Source organism: Idiomarina sp. H2, assembly GCF_004364275.1.
In the GTDB taxonomy this organism is placed as follows: Bacteria; Pseudomonadota; Gammaproteobacteria; order Enterobacterales; family Alteromonadaceae; genus Idiomarina; species Idiomarina loihiensis.
This window is the reverse complement of record NZ_SNZY01000014.1, coordinates 12327-33626: the sequence shown is the minus strand read 5'-3', so window position 1 is coordinate 33626 and position 21300 is coordinate 12327. Positions and strand designations below refer to the sequence as shown.

19 protein-coding genes and 1 pseudogene are annotated in these 21300 nt (G+C 47.4%); 12 read left to right on the top strand and 8 right to left on the bottom strand.

Annotated features, from left to right (window positions below):
- Positions 1-86: 86 nt before the first annotated feature.
- On the bottom strand, positions 87-1538 hold the full coding sequence (locus tag DET62_RS14015) for a site-specific integrase (RefSeq protein ID WP_110014379.1): 1452 nt from the start codon (positions 1536-1538) through the stop codon (positions 87-89).
- A gap of 85 nt (positions 1539-1623) precedes the next feature.
- On the opposite strand from DET62_RS14015, the pseudogene DET62_RS14010 reads away from it, so the two are divergent.
- Positions 1624-1881: pseudogene (locus DET62_RS14010) on the top strand (PhoH family protein); the annotation flags it as partial.
- Here the strand turns inward: DET62_RS14010 and DET62_RS14005 are convergent.
- From DET62_RS14005 to DET62_RS13980, 6 genes are read right to left on the bottom strand one after another with little or no spacing between them, the layout of a single operon-like run.
- Positions 1882-2841: a hypothetical protein gene (locus tag DET62_RS14005; protein WP_034822090.1), complete on the bottom strand. Its 960-nt coding sequence runs from the start codon at positions 2839-2841 to the stop codon at positions 1882-1884.
- 21 nt (positions 2842-2862) lie between these two features.
- Positions 2863-3153 carry a hypothetical protein gene (locus tag DET62_RS14000; RefSeq protein WP_034822093.1) on the bottom strand — a complete coding sequence of 97 codons (291 nt, stop codon included), beginning with the start codon at positions 3151-3153 and terminating at the stop codon, positions 2863-2865.
- Between the two features lie 37 nt (positions 3154-3190).
- Positions 3191-3625, bottom strand: a complete 435-nt coding sequence (gene ruvX / locus DET62_RS13995; protein WP_034822096.1) for a Holliday junction resolvase RuvX — start codon at positions 3623-3625, stop codon at positions 3191-3193.
- A complete protein-coding gene (locus DET62_RS13990) occupies positions 3622-4179 on the bottom strand; it encodes a YqgE/AlgH family protein (RefSeq protein ID WP_011235445.1) in 558 nt (185 codons plus the stop codon). Before DET62_RS13990 ends, ruvX begins: the two co-directional genes overlap by 4 nt.
- A 60-nt stretch (positions 4180-4239) precedes the next feature.
- Entirely contained in the window at positions 4240-5184 is a 945-nt protein-coding gene (gene gshB / locus DET62_RS13985; protein ID WP_110014378.1) for a glutathione synthase, read from the bottom strand.
- Between the two features lie 10 nt (positions 5185-5194).
- Entirely contained in the window at positions 5195-5926 is a 732-nt protein-coding gene (locus DET62_RS13980) for a 16S rRNA (uracil(1498)-N(3))-methyltransferase (protein WP_110014377.1), read from the bottom strand.
- Between the two features lie 115 nt (positions 5927-6041).
- Here DET62_RS13980 and metK point away from each other — a divergent pair, with 115 nt between their 5' ends.
- From metK to tgt, 11 genes are all read left to right on the top strand, one after another.
- Positions 6042-7187 carry a methionine adenosyltransferase gene (gene metK, locus DET62_RS13975; protein WP_110014376.1) on the top strand — a complete coding sequence of 382 codons (1146 nt, stop codon included), beginning with the start codon at positions 6042-6044 and terminating at the stop codon, positions 7185-7187.
- Positions 7188-7278: 91 nt separating this feature from the next.
- Entirely contained in the window at positions 7279-9279 is a 2001-nt protein-coding gene (gene tkt, locus DET62_RS13970; RefSeq protein WP_110014375.1) for a transketolase, read from the top strand.
- Positions 9280-10305, top strand: coding sequence for an erythrose-4-phosphate dehydrogenase (gene epd, locus DET62_RS13965; RefSeq protein WP_034822110.1), 1026 nt, complete (start codon positions 9280-9282; stop codon positions 10303-10305).
- An 18-nt stretch (positions 10306-10323) separates the two neighbouring features.
- Positions 10324-11505, top strand: a complete 1182-nt coding sequence (locus DET62_RS13960; protein WP_110014374.1) for a phosphoglycerate kinase — start codon at positions 10324-10326, stop codon at positions 11503-11505.
- A gap of 30 nt (positions 11506-11535) precedes the next feature.
- Positions 11536-12600: a class II fructose-bisphosphate aldolase gene (fba, locus tag DET62_RS13955; protein ID WP_034822116.1), complete on the top strand. Its 1065-nt coding sequence runs from the start codon at positions 11536-11538 to the stop codon at positions 12598-12600.
- A 37-nt stretch (positions 12601-12637) separates the two neighbouring features.
- The gene (locus DET62_RS13950) at positions 12638-13423 is read left to right on the top strand and encodes a DUF481 domain-containing protein (protein ID WP_110014373.1); all 786 of its coding nucleotides are present in this window, start codon (positions 12638-12640) and stop codon (positions 13421-13423) included.
- A gap of 117 nt (positions 13424-13540) precedes the next feature.
- A complete protein-coding gene (locus tag DET62_RS13945; RefSeq protein ID WP_110014372.1) occupies positions 13541-15463 on the top strand; it encodes a methyl-accepting chemotaxis protein in 1923 nt (640 codons plus the stop codon).
- A 91-nt stretch (positions 15464-15554) separates the two neighbouring features.
- Positions 15555-16235, top strand: a complete 681-nt coding sequence (locus DET62_RS13940; RefSeq protein WP_110014371.1) for a TIGR00153 family protein — start codon at positions 15555-15557, stop codon at positions 16233-16235.
- Between the two features lie 14 nt (positions 16236-16249).
- Positions 16250-17521 carry an inorganic phosphate transporter gene (locus DET62_RS13935; protein WP_110014370.1) on the top strand — a complete coding sequence of 424 codons (1272 nt, stop codon included), beginning with the start codon at positions 16250-16252 and terminating at the stop codon, positions 17519-17521.
- Between the two features lie 93 nt (positions 17522-17614).
- Complete coding sequence (gene queA, locus DET62_RS13930; protein ID WP_034822125.1) at positions 17615-18670, top strand: tRNA preQ1(34) S-adenosylmethionine ribosyltransferase-isomerase QueA; 1056 nt, start codon at positions 17615-17617, stop codon at positions 18668-18670.
- 31 nt (positions 18671-18701) lie between these two features.
- A complete protein-coding gene (gene tgt / locus DET62_RS13925) occupies positions 18702-19817 on the top strand; it encodes a tRNA guanosine(34) transglycosylase Tgt (RefSeq protein WP_016341397.1) in 1116 nt (371 codons plus the stop codon).
- Here tgt and DET62_RS13920 read toward each other — a convergent pair.
- The gene (locus tag DET62_RS13920; RefSeq protein WP_243735058.1) at positions 19793-21121 is read right to left on the bottom strand and encodes a protein kinase; all 1329 of its coding nucleotides are present in this window, start codon (positions 21119-21121) and stop codon (positions 19793-19795) included. The genes tgt and DET62_RS13920 overlap by 25 nt on opposite strands.
- Between the last annotated feature and the right edge of the window lie 179 nt (positions 21122-21300).

The window sequence follows — 21300 nt, the reverse complement described above, 5'->3', positions numbered from 1 at the left end:
GGGCTGTTTTGTCAACGCTACGGCTTCACGTTTAAACTCTGGGCTGTACTTTTTTCGTTTGGTCATGAACACTCCTTATGGGCATATTATGCCTCTTTATGGATGTGTCCGTAAAATCTGGGTAGAACCCCTCCGTATGCATCCACTGATACACTTTTGGCAAAGTCGATGTAACGTTTGGTTGTTTTAAAGCTTTCGTGACTCATCAAAGTCATTAGTGTTTGTCGGATGGAACTTTCTGATTCACCTTTGTCAATTAGGTATTTAGCGACATAAGTAGCAAAGGTAGCGCGTAAGTCATGGAATGTGCGTAATAGTATTTCTAATCCCTGCTTCCTTTGTTCTTTTCTAACTATGGAAATAGTATTCCCCGGTGTATCTTCGCTTATCCGCGATCCTGAACTATTCATAAACAAAGGAAGCGGATGTTCGCTATTGTCCATACCATGATTAGTCTCATGTTTGGTACGTCGCTTCATATTTTGAATTGTCAAAGTGTGATTGTACAAAAGCTTCATTAGAACTCGCGCTATTGTTAATCTCACTGGCTTATGTCCTTTTCGTACAATGTTCAATTTTGGAATACGTTTCTCGTTTTCTTTTTCATCAGGGTTAAAGAGGTCTTTCTGGTCGATGGCCGAAATTTCAAAAGATCGAAGTCCACCTAACAAGGCACACTGCAAATAAAGTTTATAAGTCTCTTTTTGAGCTGTATTCGTCTCCAGTAACTGTTTAAGTTCTTTTGGAGAATATGGTTGTAGACCTTTGTCTGGTGAGTCTTCTTTTTGTTTCAATGTATTTGGAATGCTCAAATTACTGACCCATTTCCATAAGCCCCCAGAACGATTGTTGCTGGTAGGTAATTGAAACAACGAACTGACACCTGATTTAGCTTTTGTTTTAATACGTACCTGTTTATATTCGAGCGAAAAAGGGAGGCTATCTATAGCCCCGCGTTTATGACTCCATATATAGAATGCTTTAACCGCTCTAATTCGTTCTTGAGCGCTGTTAAAGCTTATGCGTTTAGACTTATCTTTGGTTTCGATTCTTTCACACAAATGCTCGTGATATCTCCACACAGGTAACCTAGAAATCTCATCATCTACAGACTGTTTCGAAAGTGGCGCGGCTATTACTTCAAAATAGGATGCACCATCTTTATCCAACCAATCTAAGAAAGCTTTTAAGTGCTTAGCTATACTGCGAACAGACTTAACATCTAATGGCTTTCCCGGTTGGCTGGCATGATAAGCGTCACTAAAAGCCTCATTGTCTATTTGATTCTTTTTGAGACTGAAATGACCTTCAAAGCGGTGCATTAAAAATAAGTTCATTTCTTGGCATTCGGTGAAGCGAGTCGGGTGATATAGCACTGGAAAATTAGGTTCTATTTTATCGTGCCTATATGAGTGAGTTCTGATGCCTTTTTCAGTCTTAATAGGTTGCCCTGATTTATCGAGGTGAAAAGACATTCCTTTTCCAAAGTTGACTGATGTTTTAATTATTTTAGTTTTTGTTGTATTTCGAAGTATCATTTTCGTTCACCTTTGATTCTTAGCTAGAGTATGTTTGTAAAAACTTTTTTGTTCAAGTTTATTGAGGGTATGATAGTATTATATCAATTCGGGGGTGATTCTGGATGAAGCTCAGAATTTAACCGCGTCTCAGCTAAAAACGCTTATTACCCGCTGTGGCGAGAACACCAAATTAGTGGTGTCGGGTAACCTGGCGCAAATTGATAGTTACTATTTAACCGCGGTAACCTCGGGGCTGACTTACATCGTTGAGCGGTTTAAAGACTATCCGGGTAGTGCAACCATCAACTTAAACGGTGTGGTGCGAAGTCCACTTGCTAAATTTGCGGAAGAGCACCTGTAGTCAGTTGAGTGGTACCACGGTGTACTGCTGAGTTTCTACCTGAAATTTAGTCTTTTCGCTAACCTGGCCCATCGGCATTGCTGCGGGGCCAGTTACATCAACCAGCACGTAATTACTCCCTTGGTGTTTAACTGCCGTATCCCCGGGTTGCCTGCTAATAGCAATGCCAAAAACTGCGTGCTCAGGCAAATAAATAATGGCCATTTTGGGCGTTTCGATAATTTGCTTTATAACCGAGGTCATTAAGGTGACTTTGCTGTCGCAGTCCCCCTGATTGTAATAAAGCAGCTGGTTTGGAGGGACGAAACCATCGCCGCGGCTATCCAGTTTGCTGTTTAAGTCGTTGTACGGTATTTGCTGAATAAAACTGGCGACATAGTTGATGTAATTTCGTTGGGTATTCGTACCCAGTTGTTCACCAATGGCCTGTATTAACGGTCTTAGAGTTGGAGTAACTTCACTGGCTATAGCCGGGTGGTCGGGAATAATACCCTGCTCTCCGGGAGGCAGGGTTAACTGACGGTAGAAGTTTGCATCCAGATAGTCATGCCAGCGTTCGTTATAGTAATCACGCAAACGCCTTTTGTAGTCGTTAAACTGTTGCTGCTTTTGTGCTGTTCTGGCGTTTGCCGTAACTAACTCAACGGACTGCTGGCGCGGTGTTAAACGAGCCTGAATTCCTTGCCACTGCTGTTGCTTAATGTAACGGTTGAGTTGATGTGCCAGTTCGCGTTGACTGCGTTCACGATTAAACCCGCGATAACGCTTAAGCGGTTGTAAGAACTCTTTTTTATCGACCTGGAAACTGAATGACTGTTGACGGTCATCGAAATCGCGCCACTGGTAAGAAAAAACGAGTTGTTCGTTATCGGTTTCATTAAGCTGGAAAAAGTTTTGGCTGTAGGCGACAGAGGGGATGACAAAGAGTAACCAGACAACAGCACAGAGTTTATGTGTCATTCTGGCTACTCCCGTTAATTTCTAGAACTTCATTTCTGTAATAGGACTGTCTTCAAATTTAAGGTCAACTTGATACTCGACGCCACCGGCACGAACAAAAAAGTAGGTTTTATCTTTTTTAAAGACTTCCTGCAGAGTTACAATCCGGAAACCCGGGCGACGCTCAGCCGACATGTCCGTTAATTCTACAGAGCCGCGCGAAACCAATATGTTTTGGTAACGAGGACCAGTAATTAAAAGCAGTTTTTTATTTTCATCTTTCAGTAAAATGGTGTTACCTGTTACTGAATAGGGTTCTTCATTACCAAACAAGGCCAGCTCCTATCGCTTTAACTTATTACTGACGACACTATAACGAATTATCGCTTTTTGGCAAATAACCGTTCATAAAATCTTCAACAATAATTAATGCAGCCTGACTATCAACCGCACCTTTTTTCAGTTTACGAAAGCCTCCTTCAGCAAACAGGCTTTCTCGTGCCGAGGTCGAAGTCAGGCGTTCGTCCTGAAATGCTACGGGTAAACCGAAGCGCCCATGTAAACGGTTACCAAACTTTTTGGCTCTTTGAGTTAGCGGCTGTTCGGTGCCATCCATATTTAAGGGCAGACCCACTACCAACTGTTCGGGTTGCCATTCAGCAAACAGTTTCTCAATCAGTTGCCAGTCGGGAATGCCTTCTTTGGCCTTAATAGCTGCTAAAGGCGATGCGGTTGCTGTTATGGTCTGACCCACCGCAACGCCAATACTTTTGGTGCCAAAATCAAAGCCTATTACTGTGCTCATGCGTGTCCTACATCCGGCCCCAGTTGCCACACGTCAAACCCCAGTTGTTCGGTGGCTTTTTGCCAACGCTCGGAGGGCGGTGTATTGAATAGCAGCTCCGGGTCTGCCGGAATAGCCAGCCAGGAATTTTCCCCTAGCTCCTCTTCCAGTTGTCCTGCCTCCCAACCTGCGTAGCCTAAAGTCAGAAGAAACTGTGGTGGCGCAGCAGATGATCCAAGAGCTTCCAGAATATCGCGCGAGGTGGTCACCATAATATCGTCACTCATCTTCTGACTGGCGCGCCAATTGTCCTGCGGAGGGTGGATCACAAAGCCACGCTCACGGCCTACAGGCCCGCCCTGATAAACGCTGCCCTGCAAGTGCTGGTTATTTTCCGGGTAAACAATTTCCAGTTTATCCAGCAGCGAGGTTACGCTTAAATCGGCAGGCTGATTAATAACTAAGCCCATAGCGCCTTCTTCATTGTGCTCGCAGATGTAGGTCACGGTCCGTTTAAACATTGGATCGTTCAGCATAGGTGTTGCTATCAATAAATGGTTCTGCAAACTGTTCATCGATTCACCGACTCCTTAACGATAATCTCTACTGACAACATGGGGGCGCAGAGTTGAATTTCAATTCAGCTTTTCTTCTATTGCCTTAAAGACCAATTCAGCAATATTGATGTCGTAGGCGTTTTCAATCTCGCGCATACAGGTTGGGCTGGTCACATTAATTTCTGTAATGCGGTCACCAATAACGTCCAGTCCAACAATAATGAGCCCACGCTTTTTCAATTCCGGTGCCACTTTACGAGCCAGAGCCCAGTCACTGTCTGATAAAGGCTGGGCGCGCCCGCTGCCCCCGGCGGCAAGGTTTCCACGGGTTTCTCCGGCGCTTGGAATACGCGCTAAAGAATAAGGCACAGGCTCACCATCAATAATTAAAATGCGTTTGTCGCCGTCTTTAATCTCAGGCAGATATTTTTGCACCATGGCGTAGCGCTGACCTTTCTCGGTCAGAGTTTCAATAATAACGCCTAAGTTACTACCATCGGCACCGACTTTAAAAATTGAAGCTCCACCCATACCGTCCAGCGGTTTTAAAATCACCTCGCCGTGCTTTTTATGGAAAGCTTTAATGACATCGGCTCTGGAACTCACCAGCGTGTCGGCAATAGAGTCCGCGAACCACGAAGTAAAAAGCTTTTCGTTGCAGTCACGCAGGCTCTGCGGTTTATTCACCACCAGGCTGCCGCGCTGTTCGGCCAGTTCCAGAATTTGCGTTGCGTATAGAAACTCACTGTCAAAAGGCGGATCTTTACGCATCATAATGACGTCAAAATCTTCCAGCGGGCGGTATTCGCTGTCGCTTAAGCTGTAAAAGTCCGTTTTTTGATCTTGAACGCGAACTTCCCGTGCAAAGGCCATTGGCTGACCGTTATCAATAACTAAGTCGCCCATTTCCAGATAAAAACACTGATAACCACGCGCCTGAGCTTCCAGCAATAAACGAAAACTGGTGTCTTTTTCGGTCTTAACGGTGGCGATAGGGTCCATCACCATAGCTAACTTCTTCATGTAAACTCCTTTAGCTTAAGTCGCCAAACTGATACTGCACGGCGGTTAGCGCTGAAAGCGCGGCGGTTTCTGTTCTTAGTATTCTTGGTCCTAAACGCATGGGTTTAAACCCTTGTTGCCCGGCGGCACTGACTTCAGTATCAGTGAACCCGCCCTCAGGACCAATTAATAATTGTATTTCCTTCTCGGCCTGCTGAAATGACGACAACGGCTGGGTGGCGGTTGGGTCTAAGGTCAGGCGCAACCCTTCGAAACTGCTTTTAATGAAGTCAGTGAGTTGCTGTGCTGGCTTCACTTGTGGAACCACGCTACGGCCACATTGTTCACAGGCAGAATGGACAATTTTCTGCCATTGCAGCTGTTTCTTTTCTAGCCTGTCACCACTTAATTTAACACCGCAGCGCTCACTAAACAGTGGGGTAATCTCTGTCACCCCCAGCTCGACTGATTTTTGCAGTACGAAATCCATGCGGTCGCCGCGTGAAACAACTTGCGCCAAATGAATATTGACCGGTGACTCAGATGCGTTAGCCTGACTGCTGGTTGCAACAAACTGCGCTGACTTTTTTTGAACTGAGGTAATTTTCGCCTCGTAGTTCTGGCCGTCACCGTTAAATAAAACAATGTTATCACCTACGTTCAAACGCAATACTTTGATCAGGTGCTGGAAAGCATCCGGACTCAATTCGATTTCATTTTGTAAGCTTATAGAGGCGGGGTGATAAATCCGCGGTACTCGCATGTCGTCAGCCTTATTCGGACTTTTAGACGTCCAGAAGTAGAAAAAAACAGAGTGATCGGTTACATTATGCAACCAGTATTAAACGATTTCATTAAAATTAAGGAATAGTGGGCATATGTCACGTCACCTGTTTACCTCAGAGTCAGTGTCCGAAGGGCATCCGGACAAAATTGCCGACCAGATATCCGATGCAGTTTTAGATGCAATTTTAGCAAAAGATCCTAAAGCCCGTGTTGCTTGTGAAACCTACGTGAAAACCGGCATGGTACTGGTTGGTGGTGAAATTTCGACAAAGGCCTGGGTTGATGTTGAAGACTTGGCGCGTCAAACCGTAAAAGATATTGGCTACCGGCACTCTGACATGGGTTTTGATGGCGCTTCGTGTGCTGTCTTAAACGCTATTGGTAAGCAAAGTGGTGATATCAATCAGGGCGTTGACCGTGCTAACCCGGAAGAGCAGGGCGCAGGTGATCAGGGCTTAATGTTTGGTTATGCTTCAAATGAAACCTCCGTTTTAATGCCGGCTCCTATTACTTACGCCCACCGCGTTATGCAGCGTCAGTCGGAAGTACGCAATAACGGTACACTGGACTGGTTGCGTCCGGACGCGAAAAGTCAGCTGACCTTCGTTTATGAAAACGGTAAGCCTGTTGCCATTGATACTGTCGTGTTCTCGACTCAGCACAGAGAAGACATTACTCAGGAAACGCTGCGAGAAGCGGTGATGGAAGAAATTATCAAGCCTGTATTACCGGAGCAGTGGGTTTCGAAAGACACGCAGTTTCACATTAACCCAACAGGTCGTTTCGTGGTCGGCGGGCCTATGGGTGACTGCGGGCTGACCGGACGTAAGATTATTGTCGATACCTATGGCGGCATGGCGCGTCACGGTGGTGGTGCATTCTCGGGTAAAGACCCGTCAAAAGTTGACCGCAGTGCGGCTTATGCAGCGCGTTATGTTGCTAAGAACCTGGTCGCTGCTGGTCTGGCTGAACGTTGTGAGCTGCAAATTTCTTACGCCATTGGTGTAGCAGAACCAACTTCTATTAGCATCGATACCTTCGGTACGTCTAAGCACTCAGAAGAGCAATTAATTGCGCTGGTGCGTCGTCATTTTGACTTGCGCCCATACGGATTAATCAAAATGCTTGACCTGGAACGCCCAATCTATAAACAGACAGCGGCATACGGGCATTTTGGCCGGAACAACCTGCCGTGGGAACAAACCGACAAAGCTGCCGATTTACAGGCTGATATTTAAACAAAATATTGCCTATAAATTTGCTTGTACCCCCTGAAATGTGGAGAATACGCGCATCGCAAGTTGCTCTTCATCTTCCAGGGGGTTTTTCATGTCAGAACGTCAATATCTCGCCAATGCCATCCGTGCGCTTAGTATGGATGCGGTTCAGAAAGCCAAATCAGGCCACCCCGGGGCACCCATGGGTATGGCGGATATCGCAGAAGTTCTCTGGCGTGACTATTTAAAACATAACCCTCACAACCCCAACTGGGCCGATCGCGACCGTTTTGTGTTATCGAACGGGCACGGGTCAATGCTAATTTACTCGCTATTGCACCTGTCTGGTTATGATCTGAGCATTGAAGACATTAAACAATTCCGTCAGTTAGACTCAAAAACCCCGGGTCACCCTGAATACGGCTACACCCCCGGTGTGGAAACCACTACCGGCCCGCTGGGACAAGGACTTGCAAATGCCGTAGGTATGGCGCTGGCTGAGAAAGTATTGGCTGCGCAATTTAACCGCGAAAATCATGAAATTGTTGATCACCACACCTACACTTTCCTGGGTGACGGCTGTTTGATGGAAGGCATTTCGCACGAAGTTTGCTCTCTGGCCGGCACTTTAGGCTTAGGTAAGCTCATTGCCTTTTACGATGACAACGGCATTTCCATTGACGGCGAAGTAGAAGGTTGGTTTACCGACGATACCGCAAAACGTTTTGAGTCTTACGGCTGGCACGTAATTAATAAAGTTGATGGACACGATTCAGCTGCCATAACCCGTGCGATTGATGAAGCCCGTGCGAATGACGACAAACCGACTCTTATTATCTGCAAAACGGTAATTGGCTATGGCGCACCGAACAAACAAGGTTCTGAAAGCTGCCATGGAGCCCCGCTGGGTGACGACGAAATTGTTGCTGCGCGTAAGCAATTGAACTGGCCGCACCAAGCCTTTGAAGTACCGGCCGATGTTTACCAAAAATGGTCTGCGGTGGATAAAGGCGCAGCAGTTGAGTCCTCCTGGAATAAGCGCTGGGTTGCGTATGAGCAGGAGTATCCGCAGCTGGCAAAAGAACTGAAGCGTCGTTTAAACGGCGAACTGCCTGAAGGGTTTGAGAATACGGTGCACAATTACGCGAAGCAGTTACAGAGCAGCCCTGAAGCGGTAGCGACTCGTAAAGCCTCACTGAACGTACTGAATGAATTCGGTCCTAAACTACCGGAACTGCTAGGCGGCTCCGCCGACTTAGCTGGCTCAAACTTAACCTTATGGAACGACGCAAAAGGTATTACTGCCGATGACGCCAGTGGTAACTATGTGTTCTACGGAGTCCGCGAGTTTGGCATGTCTGCCATAATGAATGGCGTTACTTTGCACGGCGGCTTTAAAGCCTATGGGGCTACCTTCCTGATGTTTATGGAATACGCGCGCAACGCCGTGCGTATGTCTGCGCTTATGAAGCAGCCCAGTATTTTTGTTTACACTCACGACTCTATAGGCTTGGGTGAAGACGGGCCGACGCACCAGCCGGTCGAGCAACTGGCTAACTTACGTCAAACCCCGAATTTACAGTGCTGGCGTCCGTGTGACCAGGTTGAAACAGCCGTAGCCTGGGGAGCCGCAGTACAAAGCAATAAAACTCCGTCTGCTTTAGTGTTCAGCCGTCAGGGTATGCAACAGCAAGAGCGCAATGACGACCAGTTAACGAATATTGCCCGCGGTGGTTATGTGCTGAAAGACAGTGACGGCGAGCCGGACGTTATTTTAATTGCGACAGGTTCTGAAGTTGACTTAGCCGTTAACGCCTTTGAGCAACTGACTGAAGAGGGGCACAAGGTGCGCGTTGTTTCTATGCCGTCGACCAATGTGTTTGATATTCAGGATGCTGAATACAAAGAGTCGGTGTTGCCATCGAGCGTGACTCGCCGCGTTGCCGTTGAAGCTGGTATTGCCGACTTCTGGTACAAATACGTGGGGCTTAACGGTGACGTCGTTGGCATGACAACCTTTGGTGAATCTGCTCCGGCCGGCGACTTATACAAACACTTTGGCATTACCACAGAAAACACCGTGGCTGCCGCTAAACGTTTGTTGGGAGCTTAAATGAGCGAACCGGCTCGTATTGCGATTAATGGTTTCGGCCGCATTGGCCGGAGCTTTTTGCGCGCGTTATACGAAAACGGCTATCGCGACAGCGTGCAGGTAGTGCTTATTAACGAGCCTGCGGCGTCGGAAGCGATAGCGCATTTGCTTAAATACGACTCAAGCCACGGTCGTTTTGGAGAAAAGGTAACACAGTCGGGCGATGCGCTGACGGTTGCCGGAGATGATATCGCTTTAACTCATCAGACCGAGATTGAAGCCATTGACTGGCGCGCTCATGAGGTCGATTTTGTTGTTGATTGTACCGGTGTATTTGGCAGTCAGGCCGACGGTCAGCTTTATCTGCAGCAAGGCGTAAAACGAGTGTTGTTTTCTCATCCCGGCAAGCCGGACGTTGATTTCACCGCAATTTATGGCGTGAATGAAAAAGAGCTCACCGTTGACCATAAAGTGGTGTCGAATGGCTCCTGCACAACAAACTGCATTGTGCCGGTCATTAAAGTACTGGACGATGCTTTCGGAATAGACTCCGGTGCGATTACAACCATTCACTCAGCTATGCACGACCAGCAGGTTATTGATGCATACCATCCGGATTTAAGACGAACCCGCGCCGCCGGACGTTCTATTATTCCGGTAGACACCCGGCTGGCACGAGGCATTGAACGAATACTGCCGCACTTAGAAGGCCGTTTTGAAGCCATTGCCGTGCGCGTGCCAACCACCAATGTGACCGCTATGGATTTAAGCGTTACGCTAAACAGCGACGCCACTATTGAGCAAATTAATCAGGTTTTACGTGAGCAGAGCGAGCGGCAGCTGGCGGGTATACTGGATTACACCGAAGAGCCTTTAGTTTCAATAGATTTTAACCATGACCCACATTCATCCATTGTTGATGGCACGCAAACCCGTGTTAGTCACAAGCGGCTGGTTAAGCTGCTGTGCTGGTGTGACAACGAATGGGGTTTTGCGAATCGCTTGCTGGACACAGCAAAAACGATGGCTGAACAAACAGAACATTAAGCTTAGAGAGGATATCGCATGTCTGTCATTGCTATGACTGATTTGGATTTAAGTAACAAGCGCGTACTTATTCGTGAAGATTTAAACGTTCCGGTTAAAGACGGAAAAGTCACTTCCGACGCGCGTTTGAAAGCCGCACTGCCCAGCATTCAGCAAGCGTTGAAAGCTGGCGCTAAAGTCATGGTAATGTCTCATCTGGGTCGTCCAACTGAAGGCGAGTACGACGAAGAGTTTTCGCTGCAGCCTGTTGTTGATTACTTACAAGATATGCTGGATTGCCCGGTACGCTTATGTAAAGACTACCTCGACGGTATTGAACTAAAGGCCGGGGAACTGGTAGTTTTTGAGAATGTCCGCTTTAATGTTGGCGAAAAGAAGAATAATGACGAGCTTGCTAAAAAATTAGCCAGCTTATGTGATGTCTATGTAATGGACGCTTTTGGCACCGCGCATCGAGCTCAGGCATCCACTCATGGTGTGGCTAAATACGCACCAATTGCTTGCGCAGGGCCTTTGCTGGCCGGCGAATTAGACGCTTTAGGCAAAGCACTGGAAAATCCGAAGCGCCCGCTAGTGGCTATTGTCGGTGGTTCTAAAGTATCGACAAAACTGACGGTATTAGAGTCCTTGTCCGGTGTTGTTGACCAGTTAATTGTGGGCGGCGGTATTGCGAACACTTTTGTTGCGGCGGCAGGCCATAATGTGGGTAAGTCGCTTTACGAAGCGGACTTAACCGACGAAGCTAACCGTTTAATGGCGCAGGCAAAAGCTAAAGGCGGCGACATTCCATTACCTGTCGATGTAGTAACAGGTAAAGAGTTCAGCGCAGAAGCCAAGGCAGAAACCAAAGCCGTTAATGCTGTTGCTGACGACGATATGATTTTTGATATTGGTCCTGAAACCGCAGAGCAATTAGCGTCTATGCTGAAAAACGCAGGAACCATTGTCTGGAACGGGCCAGTTGGGGTTTTTGAATTTGAGCAATTTGGGCAGGGTACGAAAACCATAGCCAACGCAATTGCAGAAAGTGATGCGTTTTCAATTGCCGGAGGTGGTGATACTTTAGCGGCAATTGATCAATACGCTATCGCTGATAAGATTAGTTATATCTCGACAGGTGGCGGGGCGTTCCTTGAATTCCTCGAAGGTAAAACATTACCAGCCGTTGCTATTTTACAAGAACGGGCTAAAGACGCCTGAACACAAGTTTTTTAATTAAGGAGTATTTTTATGGCCCTGGTGTCATTACGACAGTTATTAGACCATGCCGCAGAACACGATTACGGCGTACCGGCGTTTAACGTCAACAACTTAGAGCAAATGCGCGCAATTATGCAAGCCGCCGATGCCACTGACAGCCCGGTTATCGTGCAGGCCTCAGCTGGTGCTCGTAAATACGCCGGTGCACCTTTCCTGCGCCATTTAATTCAGGCAGCTGTTGAAGAATGGCCCCATATTCCGGTGGTTGTTCACCAGGATCACGGTACTTCTCCGGCAGTATGCCAGCGTTCTATCCAACTGGGCTTTAGCTCTGTAATGATGGACGGTTCATTACTGGACGACGGCAAAACGCCGGCAGAGTACGATTACAACGTAAAAGTAACCAGACAGACCGTAGAAATGGCACACGCTTGTGGTGTTTCTGTTGAAGGCGAGCTGGGTTGCCTGGGTTCACTGGAAACCGGTGAAGCTGGTGAAGAAGACGGTGTTGGTGCTGAAGGTAAGTTGTCGCACGAACAACTGCTGACCGACCCTGAAGAAGCGGCCGAATTTGTTAAAGCCACCAACGTTGACGCGCTGGCTATTGCCTGCGGTACGTCACACGGTGCTTACAAGTTTACTCGTCCACCAACAGGCGATATTTTAGCCATTGACCGCATTAAAGAGATTCATCGTCGCATTCCGGGTACACACTTAGTTATGCATGGCTCATCATCTGTACCGCAGGAATGGCTGAAAATTATTAACGAATTTGGCGGCGAAATTCCGGAAACTTATGGTGTGCCAGTTGAGCAAATTCAGGAAGGTATTAAACACGGCGTGCGCAAAGTGAACATTGATACCGATTTACGCCTGGCTTCAACCGGTGCTATTCGTCGTCATTTGGCGGAGAATCCGTCGAACTTTGATCCGCGCAAATTCTTTACCGCGGCAACCAAAGCGATGGAAGATATTTGTCGCGCGCGCTATGAAGCCTTTGGCTGCGCGGGTATGGCGAGTAAAATAAAGCCAATTAATTTAGAAACAATGTTCCAACGTTACGAAAACGGCGAATTAGACGCCATAGTTAAGTAATTAAGAACTTTATAAAAGATACAGATACGAGGTTAGTGTGCGACTTTCTTTATTATTCGCTAGTTTGTTTTTACCCGTTGCAGCAAGCGCGCAAACGTTTATGTTTGACGATGCTGACGACATTGATACTGAAACCGTAGAAGAGTGGGAAGCCAGTGCCGAATTCGGCCTGCTTTACACTTCAGGTAACACTGAAACAGAAAGCCTGAAAGGCAAGTTTACCGCATCGCGGGATGTGCAGAACTGGCGCCATAAAGGCGTATTCGATTATTACACCTCCGAGCAGAAAGATCAGGATACAGGTGAAATGAACGAAACTGCAGACCGGATGTTCATTTCGGCGCAGAGTAACTATAAGTTTGATCCTGACAGTCGCGATTCATTGTTTGTCTTCGGTTCATACGAAGAAGATGAATTCAGTGGCTTTGCTTATCAAGCTACTGTCGCAACGGGTTATGGTGCTCGTTATCGTTACGACGAAGACATTTACGCTGATTACGAAATTGGTCCGGGTTATTCACGCACCAAACCTGTTCAGGTTGAAGGTGAACCACCGGTTGAATCCGATGGCTCAATGATTCTGCGTTTAGCCGGTAGCTTAAACTGGAAAATCAGTGAAAACTCGCGTTTCAGTGCTTTACTGTCGTCTGAAGTTGGTGAAGACAACACGAAGAGCAAAGCAGAACTTTCAGTGTCAGCGAACATTAACAGCGCGTTGGCTATGAAAGTGTCTCTGGGTGCGAATCACAACTCTCATGTTTCTGATGAGAGTATTGAGAAGCTCGATACAGAAACGGCCGTTACACTGGTTTATTCTTTCTAAGCAAATTAGCGGTACACTCCAGAAAACCTCAGAGCCGTGGCAATTGCCGCGGCTTTTTTCATGAAGCTGTCATAAAAACGTCTTAAGCTGTCGCAGTGATATTAACTGGGCTTATTTATGCGCGTTTCAACCTTTAGTCGTGTTTCTTCCTTTTCTTTGCTGGGCTTGTCGTTGGTGTTTTTGTCAGTGCTTATTTGGGCTAATAGTCAATTACAGCACTTTGAACATCAGCAGAATATTTACTCATCGATAAAAGAGAAACTGATGGTTGAAGTGGTAACCGAGCTCAGTGGTTACCTGCAGTCAGGTAATGCGCTGCTATTGAACCAAGCCGAAGCCTCGGTCAATGAAGTGAACGCCGAGCTCAATACACTGAACTTAGCCTCCACTTCGGTTATGCAGGAACAGCTGGATATTATCCGCAGCCGGATCTCTGATGATTACCGTGCCATAGGTAAGCTCTCTGGTCAGGAGGCTGCTTTACTGGTTAATGCTGAGCGGTCTTTATTTAATGAATTATCGCGTTTGTTTGATTACGTGCAAAAAGGCAGCAGCAATAATCCTGAGGCTGCCGAAAGTTATCAAAGTATCGGTAGCGACTTAGTGTTATTAATTGCGGATCTGGTGCATACGCGGGAACGTTTATCCAACGGTGAGGCCGAGGAGCAAGCACTGAATCAGGTGCTTAACGCCATGCAAAAAGAAATTGCCCGGCTGCAGCAGCTACCCGAGTTGGGTGTAAAGGAAGAATTGCCCGACCAGTCAATGATGCTGGTTGCCAGAGAGGCAAAAGAGCTTGGACCGAAAATTATTTCAGAAATGAACAGCTTAATTCAGCGTTACCCCAAAGAGTTGTCCTCAACGCTACAGCTTATAGAGTCGCGACGTGAAGCCTTTGCATCAATTTCCGATGACATTGCCAACATTCAGTCGCTGGCTGTAAAGGTAGAGCAGAGTCTCTTGAAAAACCAGCAAGCCAGCCTGATGCAGATAAAGCTGAGTCTTGTGGCTTTGGTGGCCGTGCTATTGGTGTTTGCAATTCTGAACTTTGTGTTACTCAAACGCATGGTTCTGACACCTCTGCGAAGCTTACGCGACGCCATGGAAACTTTATTGGTTAAGCAAGAACTCAATTATTTACCTAACGCCGATCGCGACACCGAGATGGCAGAGATTGCCCGGTTCTTTAACGGCATACTCGAACAGACTCAACGTAGCGACGAGGAAAAGTCTCAGCAAATGACGGTGGTCAATGAAGCATTGAAGCGGGTAATACAAGAGTTGCAGCAGATTGTGCAATCGTCTGCCGATACGCAGTCATCCGCATCGGTCACTATTCACGGTATTACTGAACTGAGCGAGTTAACCGAAGAGTTAAACCAGTGCACTAATACTCTGGAAAAGAATGCGCTCGATACCCAGGACTCAATGAAGCAGAGTCGCCAGCATATTCTGAAATTAAGAGACGCCTCAGAGCAAAATGAAAAAGCCATAGAAACAGCCAAGCGTTCCGCAGAAGAGCTGGACCATTCGGTAAAAGAGGTAAAAGACGCGCTGTCCATTATTTCGGGTATTGCCGACCAGACCAATTTACTGGCTTTAAACGCCGCCATTGAAGCTGCCAGAGCGGGTGAGCAGGGACGCGGTTTTGCAGTGGTGGCTGACGAAGTCCGGCAGTTGGCGCAGAAAACACAGTCCTCTCTTGGTGGCATTAACGACTCTCTGAACCAACTGACGGACGCATCGCTTTCCATTGAAAAAGGCTACCAGGACATTGCCGGGGCAAGTCATTCGCAGCAGCAATTCGTTGAGCGTTTGGTGGAAACTGCAAATGAGGTTTCTGCTCAGGCGCAGGCTTCAACCGAAGAAGCTAAAACCTCATTCCGGTTGGCAGAACAGCAGACAGACAAAGTTAACGGATTCTCAGTACAGTTACAGCAATTAGTCAATGAAATGGACAATGCACACCAGTTGTTAAGGCAAGTGGAGGCTGAAGTGGATACTCAGAGAACTGAAATAGAACGAGCGTTCAGCGCATGATGAATTAATCAAATCTTACGGTTCCCTTTACCTTTAGATTTCGCTAACATTCGCGGCAGCTAACATCGGCTGAAAAAAATCGGATAATGTTATGTCAGTGAACTCATTTCTTGGGGTATTTGCAAAGTCCCCTATCAAACCGATGATTGAGCACATGGACGAAGTGCACCGCTGCGCCTATGCGCTTAAAGATTTCTTTAAGGCGGTTTATTCGAAGGATTGGAAGAGCGCAGAAGTGGCTCGTGCAACCATCGTAAAACACGAATCAACCGCGGATGATATGAAACGTAAAATCCGTCTGAACCTCCCTAGTGGCTTATTTATGCCTGTAGAGCGTGCCGACTTGCTCGAGCTTGTCTCTCAGCAGGACAAAATTGCCAATAAAGCCAAAGACATCTCCGGTCTGGTTACGGGTCGTGAATTGATTATCCCGGAACCACTGGTTAAAGACTTTGATGCATACTTAAGCCGTTGTCTGGACGCAACCGATAAAGCGCGTGAAACCATCGGTGAATTTGACGATTTGCTGGAAACGGGCTTTAAAGGCCGTGAACGCGATCTTGTTGATGACTTTATTGCAGAACTTGATGCCATTGAAGCCGACACCGATCAACTTCAAATTAAACTACGTCAGGATCTACGCAAAATCGAACTCGATATGAACCCTGTGGATGCGATGTTCTTATACCGTATTCTCGACTGGGTTGGCGACTTAGCCGACCTGGCAGAGCGAGTCGGTGCACGTTTCGAACTAATGCTAGCGCGCGTCTAAGCGGAGTCTGATTTATGGATATTATTTCTAGCTATAGCCTCCTGCTTATCGGGATGGCAGCGGTTTTTGGTTTCTTTATGGCCTGGGGTATTGGGGCCAATGACGTTGCCAATGCTATGGGAACATCGGTTGGCTCTAAAGCACTGACAATAAAACAGGCAATTCTTATTGCCATGATTTTTGAGTTTGCAGGCGCTTACTTGGCCGGTGGTGAAGTTACCTCAACCATTCGAAAAGGCATCATCGATTCCGGCTACTTCGTTAATCAACCAGAACTGCTTGTGTTCGGTATGATTTCGGCGTTATTAGCCGCCGGCTTCTGGCTTTTAATTGCCTCTTATCTTGGCTGGCCGGTATCAACCACCCACTCAATTATTGGTGCTATCGTTGGCTTCTCAGCCGTTGGCGTCAGTATGGAATCGGTACAGTGGGCTAAAGTCGGGGGGGTAGTTGGAAGCTGGGTCGTCACTCCGGCTATATCCGGGTTCATTGCCTACTTAATCTTCATGAGCGCACAGAAGCTCATTTTTGACCGCTCTAATCCGTTAGCAATGGCTAAGCGCTATGTTCCTTATTATATGGGGTTAGCAGGCTTTGTGTTGTCGCTGGTCACCATTAAAAAAGGTCTTAAGCACGTTGGTCTTGATCTCGGCAGCCTTGAAGGTTACTTGTGGGCTCTGGGTATTGCTGCACTGGTCTTTGCTATTGGTAAAATGGCAATTGGTCGTCTTAAGTTTAACCCGTCAGACGACAAAGACATGCACTACACCAACGTGGAAAAAGTCTTTGCCATATTAATGGTGGTAACCGCCTGTGCGATGGCTTTCGCGCATGGCTCAAATGACGTGGCTAACGCTATTGGTCCTCTTGCTGCAGTGGTGAGTGTGGTAACCAGCGGTGGTGATATTGGCAGTAAAGCGACATTGGCCTGGTGGGTTCTGCCTTTAGGTGCGGTTGGTATTGTTGCTGGTCTGGCTATGCTGGGTAAACGTGTTATTGCCACCATTGGTAATGGTATTACGCACTTAACCCCCAGTCGTGGTTTTGCGGCGGAACTTGCTGCTGCGTCAACCGTGGTTCTTGCCTCAGGTACCGGGCTACCCATATCAACGACTCAAACGCTAGTCGGCGCGGTATTGGGTGTCGGCATGGCGCGCGGTATTGCCGCTCTGAATCTTGGTGTTGTTCGCAACATCGTTATTTCGTGGGTGGTTACCTTGCCGGCGGGTGCCATTATGTCGATTATTTTCTTCTACATTTTAAAAGCAATTTTCGGCGTAGCATAAACTTGCGATAAACGGGCAGCCTGCAACAGTGACAGGCTGCCTACTTTCCAGTAAAATCCGCGCTTCACTACATCTCGCAATTACAGCACGGATATGTCAGATACCAATCATTCTACTTTAAAAGTCAGTGACTTTTCATTTGAGCTACCCGATGAGCTTATTGCCCGCTATCCGCAGGAGCAACGTAGTGCCAGTAGGTTGCTCTCGGTAAAAGCCAGTGAAAACAGCATTGAGCATAAACACTTTAAAAATATTGTGGATGAGATAAACGCCGGTGACTTGTTGGTGTTTAATGACACCCGGGTTATTCCTGCGCGTTTGCTGGGCGAAAAAGTGTCCGGTGGTAAAGTCGAGGTTCTGGTCGAGCGACTACTGGATGACCATAGGGTGCTTGCGCATGTCCGTGCTAACCGCGCTCCCAAAGCGGGTGCTGAATTGCTGTTGGAAGGCCACGTAAAGATAACCATGCTGGCGCGCCACGACGCACTCTTTGAACTGAAGTTTGAACATGACAAGACGGTACTGGAACTGCTTGAGCAATACGGGCATATGCCTTTGCCGCCGTACATTGACCGTCCGGATGAAAGCTCTGATAAAGAGCGTTACCAAACCGTTTATAACCGCGAGCCGGGTGCTGTTGCTGCCCCTACCGCCGGTCTGCATTTTGACGACGAGATACTGCAACAGCTGCGCGATAAAGGCGTGAACTTTGCCTATGTGACTCTGCACGTAGGCGCCGGAACCTTCCAGCCGGTGCGTGTGGAAGACATTAACGACCATGTTATGCATAGCGAATACGCGAAAGTCAGTGCTGAAACCTGTAACGCCATTAAGCAGACCAAAGCCTCGGGTGGCCGGGTTATTGCTGTAGGCACAACTTCGGTTCGTTCGCTGGAATCGGCCGCTCAGGCATCAACTGATGAAAGCATAAAACCGTTTTTTGATGACACCGATATTTTTATTTATCCGGGTTATGAATTTAAAGTGGTCGATAGCATGATAACCAACTTTCACCTGCCCGAGTCCACGCTCATTATGCTGGTTTCGGCATTTGTTGGTCGTGATTTAATTATGAAGGCTTATAATGAAGCCATTAAAGAGCGCTATCGCTTTTTTAGCTACGGCGACGCCATGCTGTTACAGCGCTAAACTTAATACACTGAAGTGAATACTTATGACAATGAAATTTGAATTAGACAAAACCAGTGGTCGCGCGCGTCGTGGGCGCATGGTATTTGAACGTGGAACCGTAGAAACGCCAGCGTTTATGCCGGTAGGTACTCTGGGTACCGTAAAAGGTATGACACCAGAAGAGGTAAAAGACACCGGCGCACAAATCTGCCTGGGTAATACCTTTCACCTAATGCTGCGTCCGGGGACGCAAATTATCCAGCAGCATGGCGACTTGCACGACTTTATGAACTGGGACAAGCCTATTCTGACCGACTCCGGCGGTTTTCAGGTGTTCAGTCTGGGTGAGCTTCGTAAAATTACCGAAGAGGGCGTGACTTTCCGTTCGCCCATTAACGGTGAGAAAATACTGCTGACCCCGGAAAAGTCTATGCAGGTTCAACGCGAGCTGGGTTCAGATATTGTCATGATATTTGATGAATGCACGCCGTTTCCTGCCACGCAGGCAGAAGCACGCAGTTCAATGGAGCTTTCGTTGCGCTGGGCCGAACGCTCTAAACAAGAACACGGTGAGAGCAAAGCCGCGTTGTTCGGTATTATTCAGGGCGGCATGTACGAAGAGCTGCGCGATATTTCTCTGAAAGGTCTGACCGATATCGGGTTCGACGGTTACGCTATTGGTGGTTTGTCGGTAGGTGAGCCGAAAGAAGATATGATGCGCATTTTAGAGCACACTGCGCCGCAAATGCCCGAGCAAAAACCTCGCTATTTAATGGGTGTGGGCAAGCCGGAAGACTTAGTTGAAGCCGTGCGTCGCGGCATTGATATGTTCGACTGCGTTATGCCAACGCGTAACGCGCGTAATGGTCACTTATTTATTAGCACTGGCGTAGTAAAAATTCGTAATGCAGTGCACCGTACAGACACCTCTCCGCTGGATGAAAACTGCGACTGCTACACCTGCAAAAATTATTCGCGGGCGTATTTGCACCATTTGGATCGTACCAATGAGATGTTGGGGTCACGCCTGAATACCATTCATAACCTGCGCTTTTATCAAAAAGTAATGAGTGATATGCGCGACGCACTGGATGCCGGTACTTTTGATGACTATGTAAAAGAGTTTTACCGCTTAAGAGATCAATCCGTCCCGGCACTGGACTGAGACTTATCGATTTCATCATGTAATTGCTGGTAGCGATCGACACCCGGTTGGTGCTTGATCGCTGCCTCAGCTGAACTCAGTGCAGAAGCTTTCCAGCGTTCAACTAAATGTGGCTGTTCGCTATTAAGTTCAGCAAGACCTAAGTACATTTCTGCCCGCAAATAATGGGCTGCCGCTTTTTCTTCATACGTATCCGGATTACCCAGTTCATTAATTGCATTAAGCAGCATAGTGGTAAGCTGTGAGCGGGTAAAAATGTTGCCTGAGCTCAGCACAAAATGAGCGCGTTCGGAATGGTACTTCAATAGACCCGGGCTACTTGCTACGGCGTCGTCAAAATGGGTAAGTGCTAACTCAGCCTGCTCAGCCGCCTGTTGAAGCTGACCGCCGTTGGCAAGGTGTTGAGAATAATGAGCAAAGACAAGCGCATGTGCGTATTGGTTCTGTTCAATCGAGTAGCCGTCCAGCAAATGTCGGTTTGCCTGCTCCCGCAAAAAAATGAACAAGACAAAAATAATAACCAAAATGGCAGCACCACCAGCCCCCAGCCAGAAGAAGCGTTTTCTTAACTGATAGTGGCGGAGCCAGCCATCCAACTCCTGTTGAAGCTCGCGACAGTGCTGAAAACCTTCGTTCGGCTCAGCCGAGAGCGCTTTCTTTACGATGCGACTGAGTTCGGCAGGAAGCCGGTTACGGTGCGTTATCGGGTGTTGAAAAAACTGCTCCGGTTTCATGTTGGTCAGTAACGACAAAAGCAACGTGCCCAGTTGGTATATGTCTCGCTTAATTGTTGTGGGTGAACTCGGTGCCGCAATGCTCAAATCAACCAGAACCGCGGAATTATTGCTCTCGCCTTCAGCATTGTCTGCTGAGCGGATCATAATGTTCTGGGCGGTAATATCGTTGTGAGCGTAACCAGCCTCGTGCATACGACAAACCCCGTCAGTAAGAGATTTAACCACTTTGGCGGCGTCATAAACAGACAGGCAGCTGCGTTGCTTGCTTAAAGGTTTGCCTTCAATGTACTCAAGCACCATAAACAGTGAAGAGGAAGAAACTTCCGGTTCGCCAACATCAAACACGCGGCAAAGAGCAGGGTGGTCAACACTGGATAACAAACGCGCTTCATTTACCAGCCTGTGGCGGCTGACAATAGAGGGCGAGCGGGCAAACTTAATCGCAACCGTGCGTTTTAAACGCTGGTCGTAGGCTTTATAGACCAGGCCACTACCACCTTGTCCCAGCAATTTTATTGACTGGTAACGCGCTGGTATTGGATAGGGAAAATTGTTGTCCGGATGCACTTCAGCCAAACTCGTATCCTTACTACTTAAGCTCAAATCCAGTCTAACGATGACAAACACCAAACAACAGGTTTTGAGGAAGAGCTTACAGTGTATGCATTAAATGACGTCAATTGACATCAAATAAAAATAATTAGTCTGTGGCTTAAAAAACGTTAGATATAAGCTATGATGAGTTT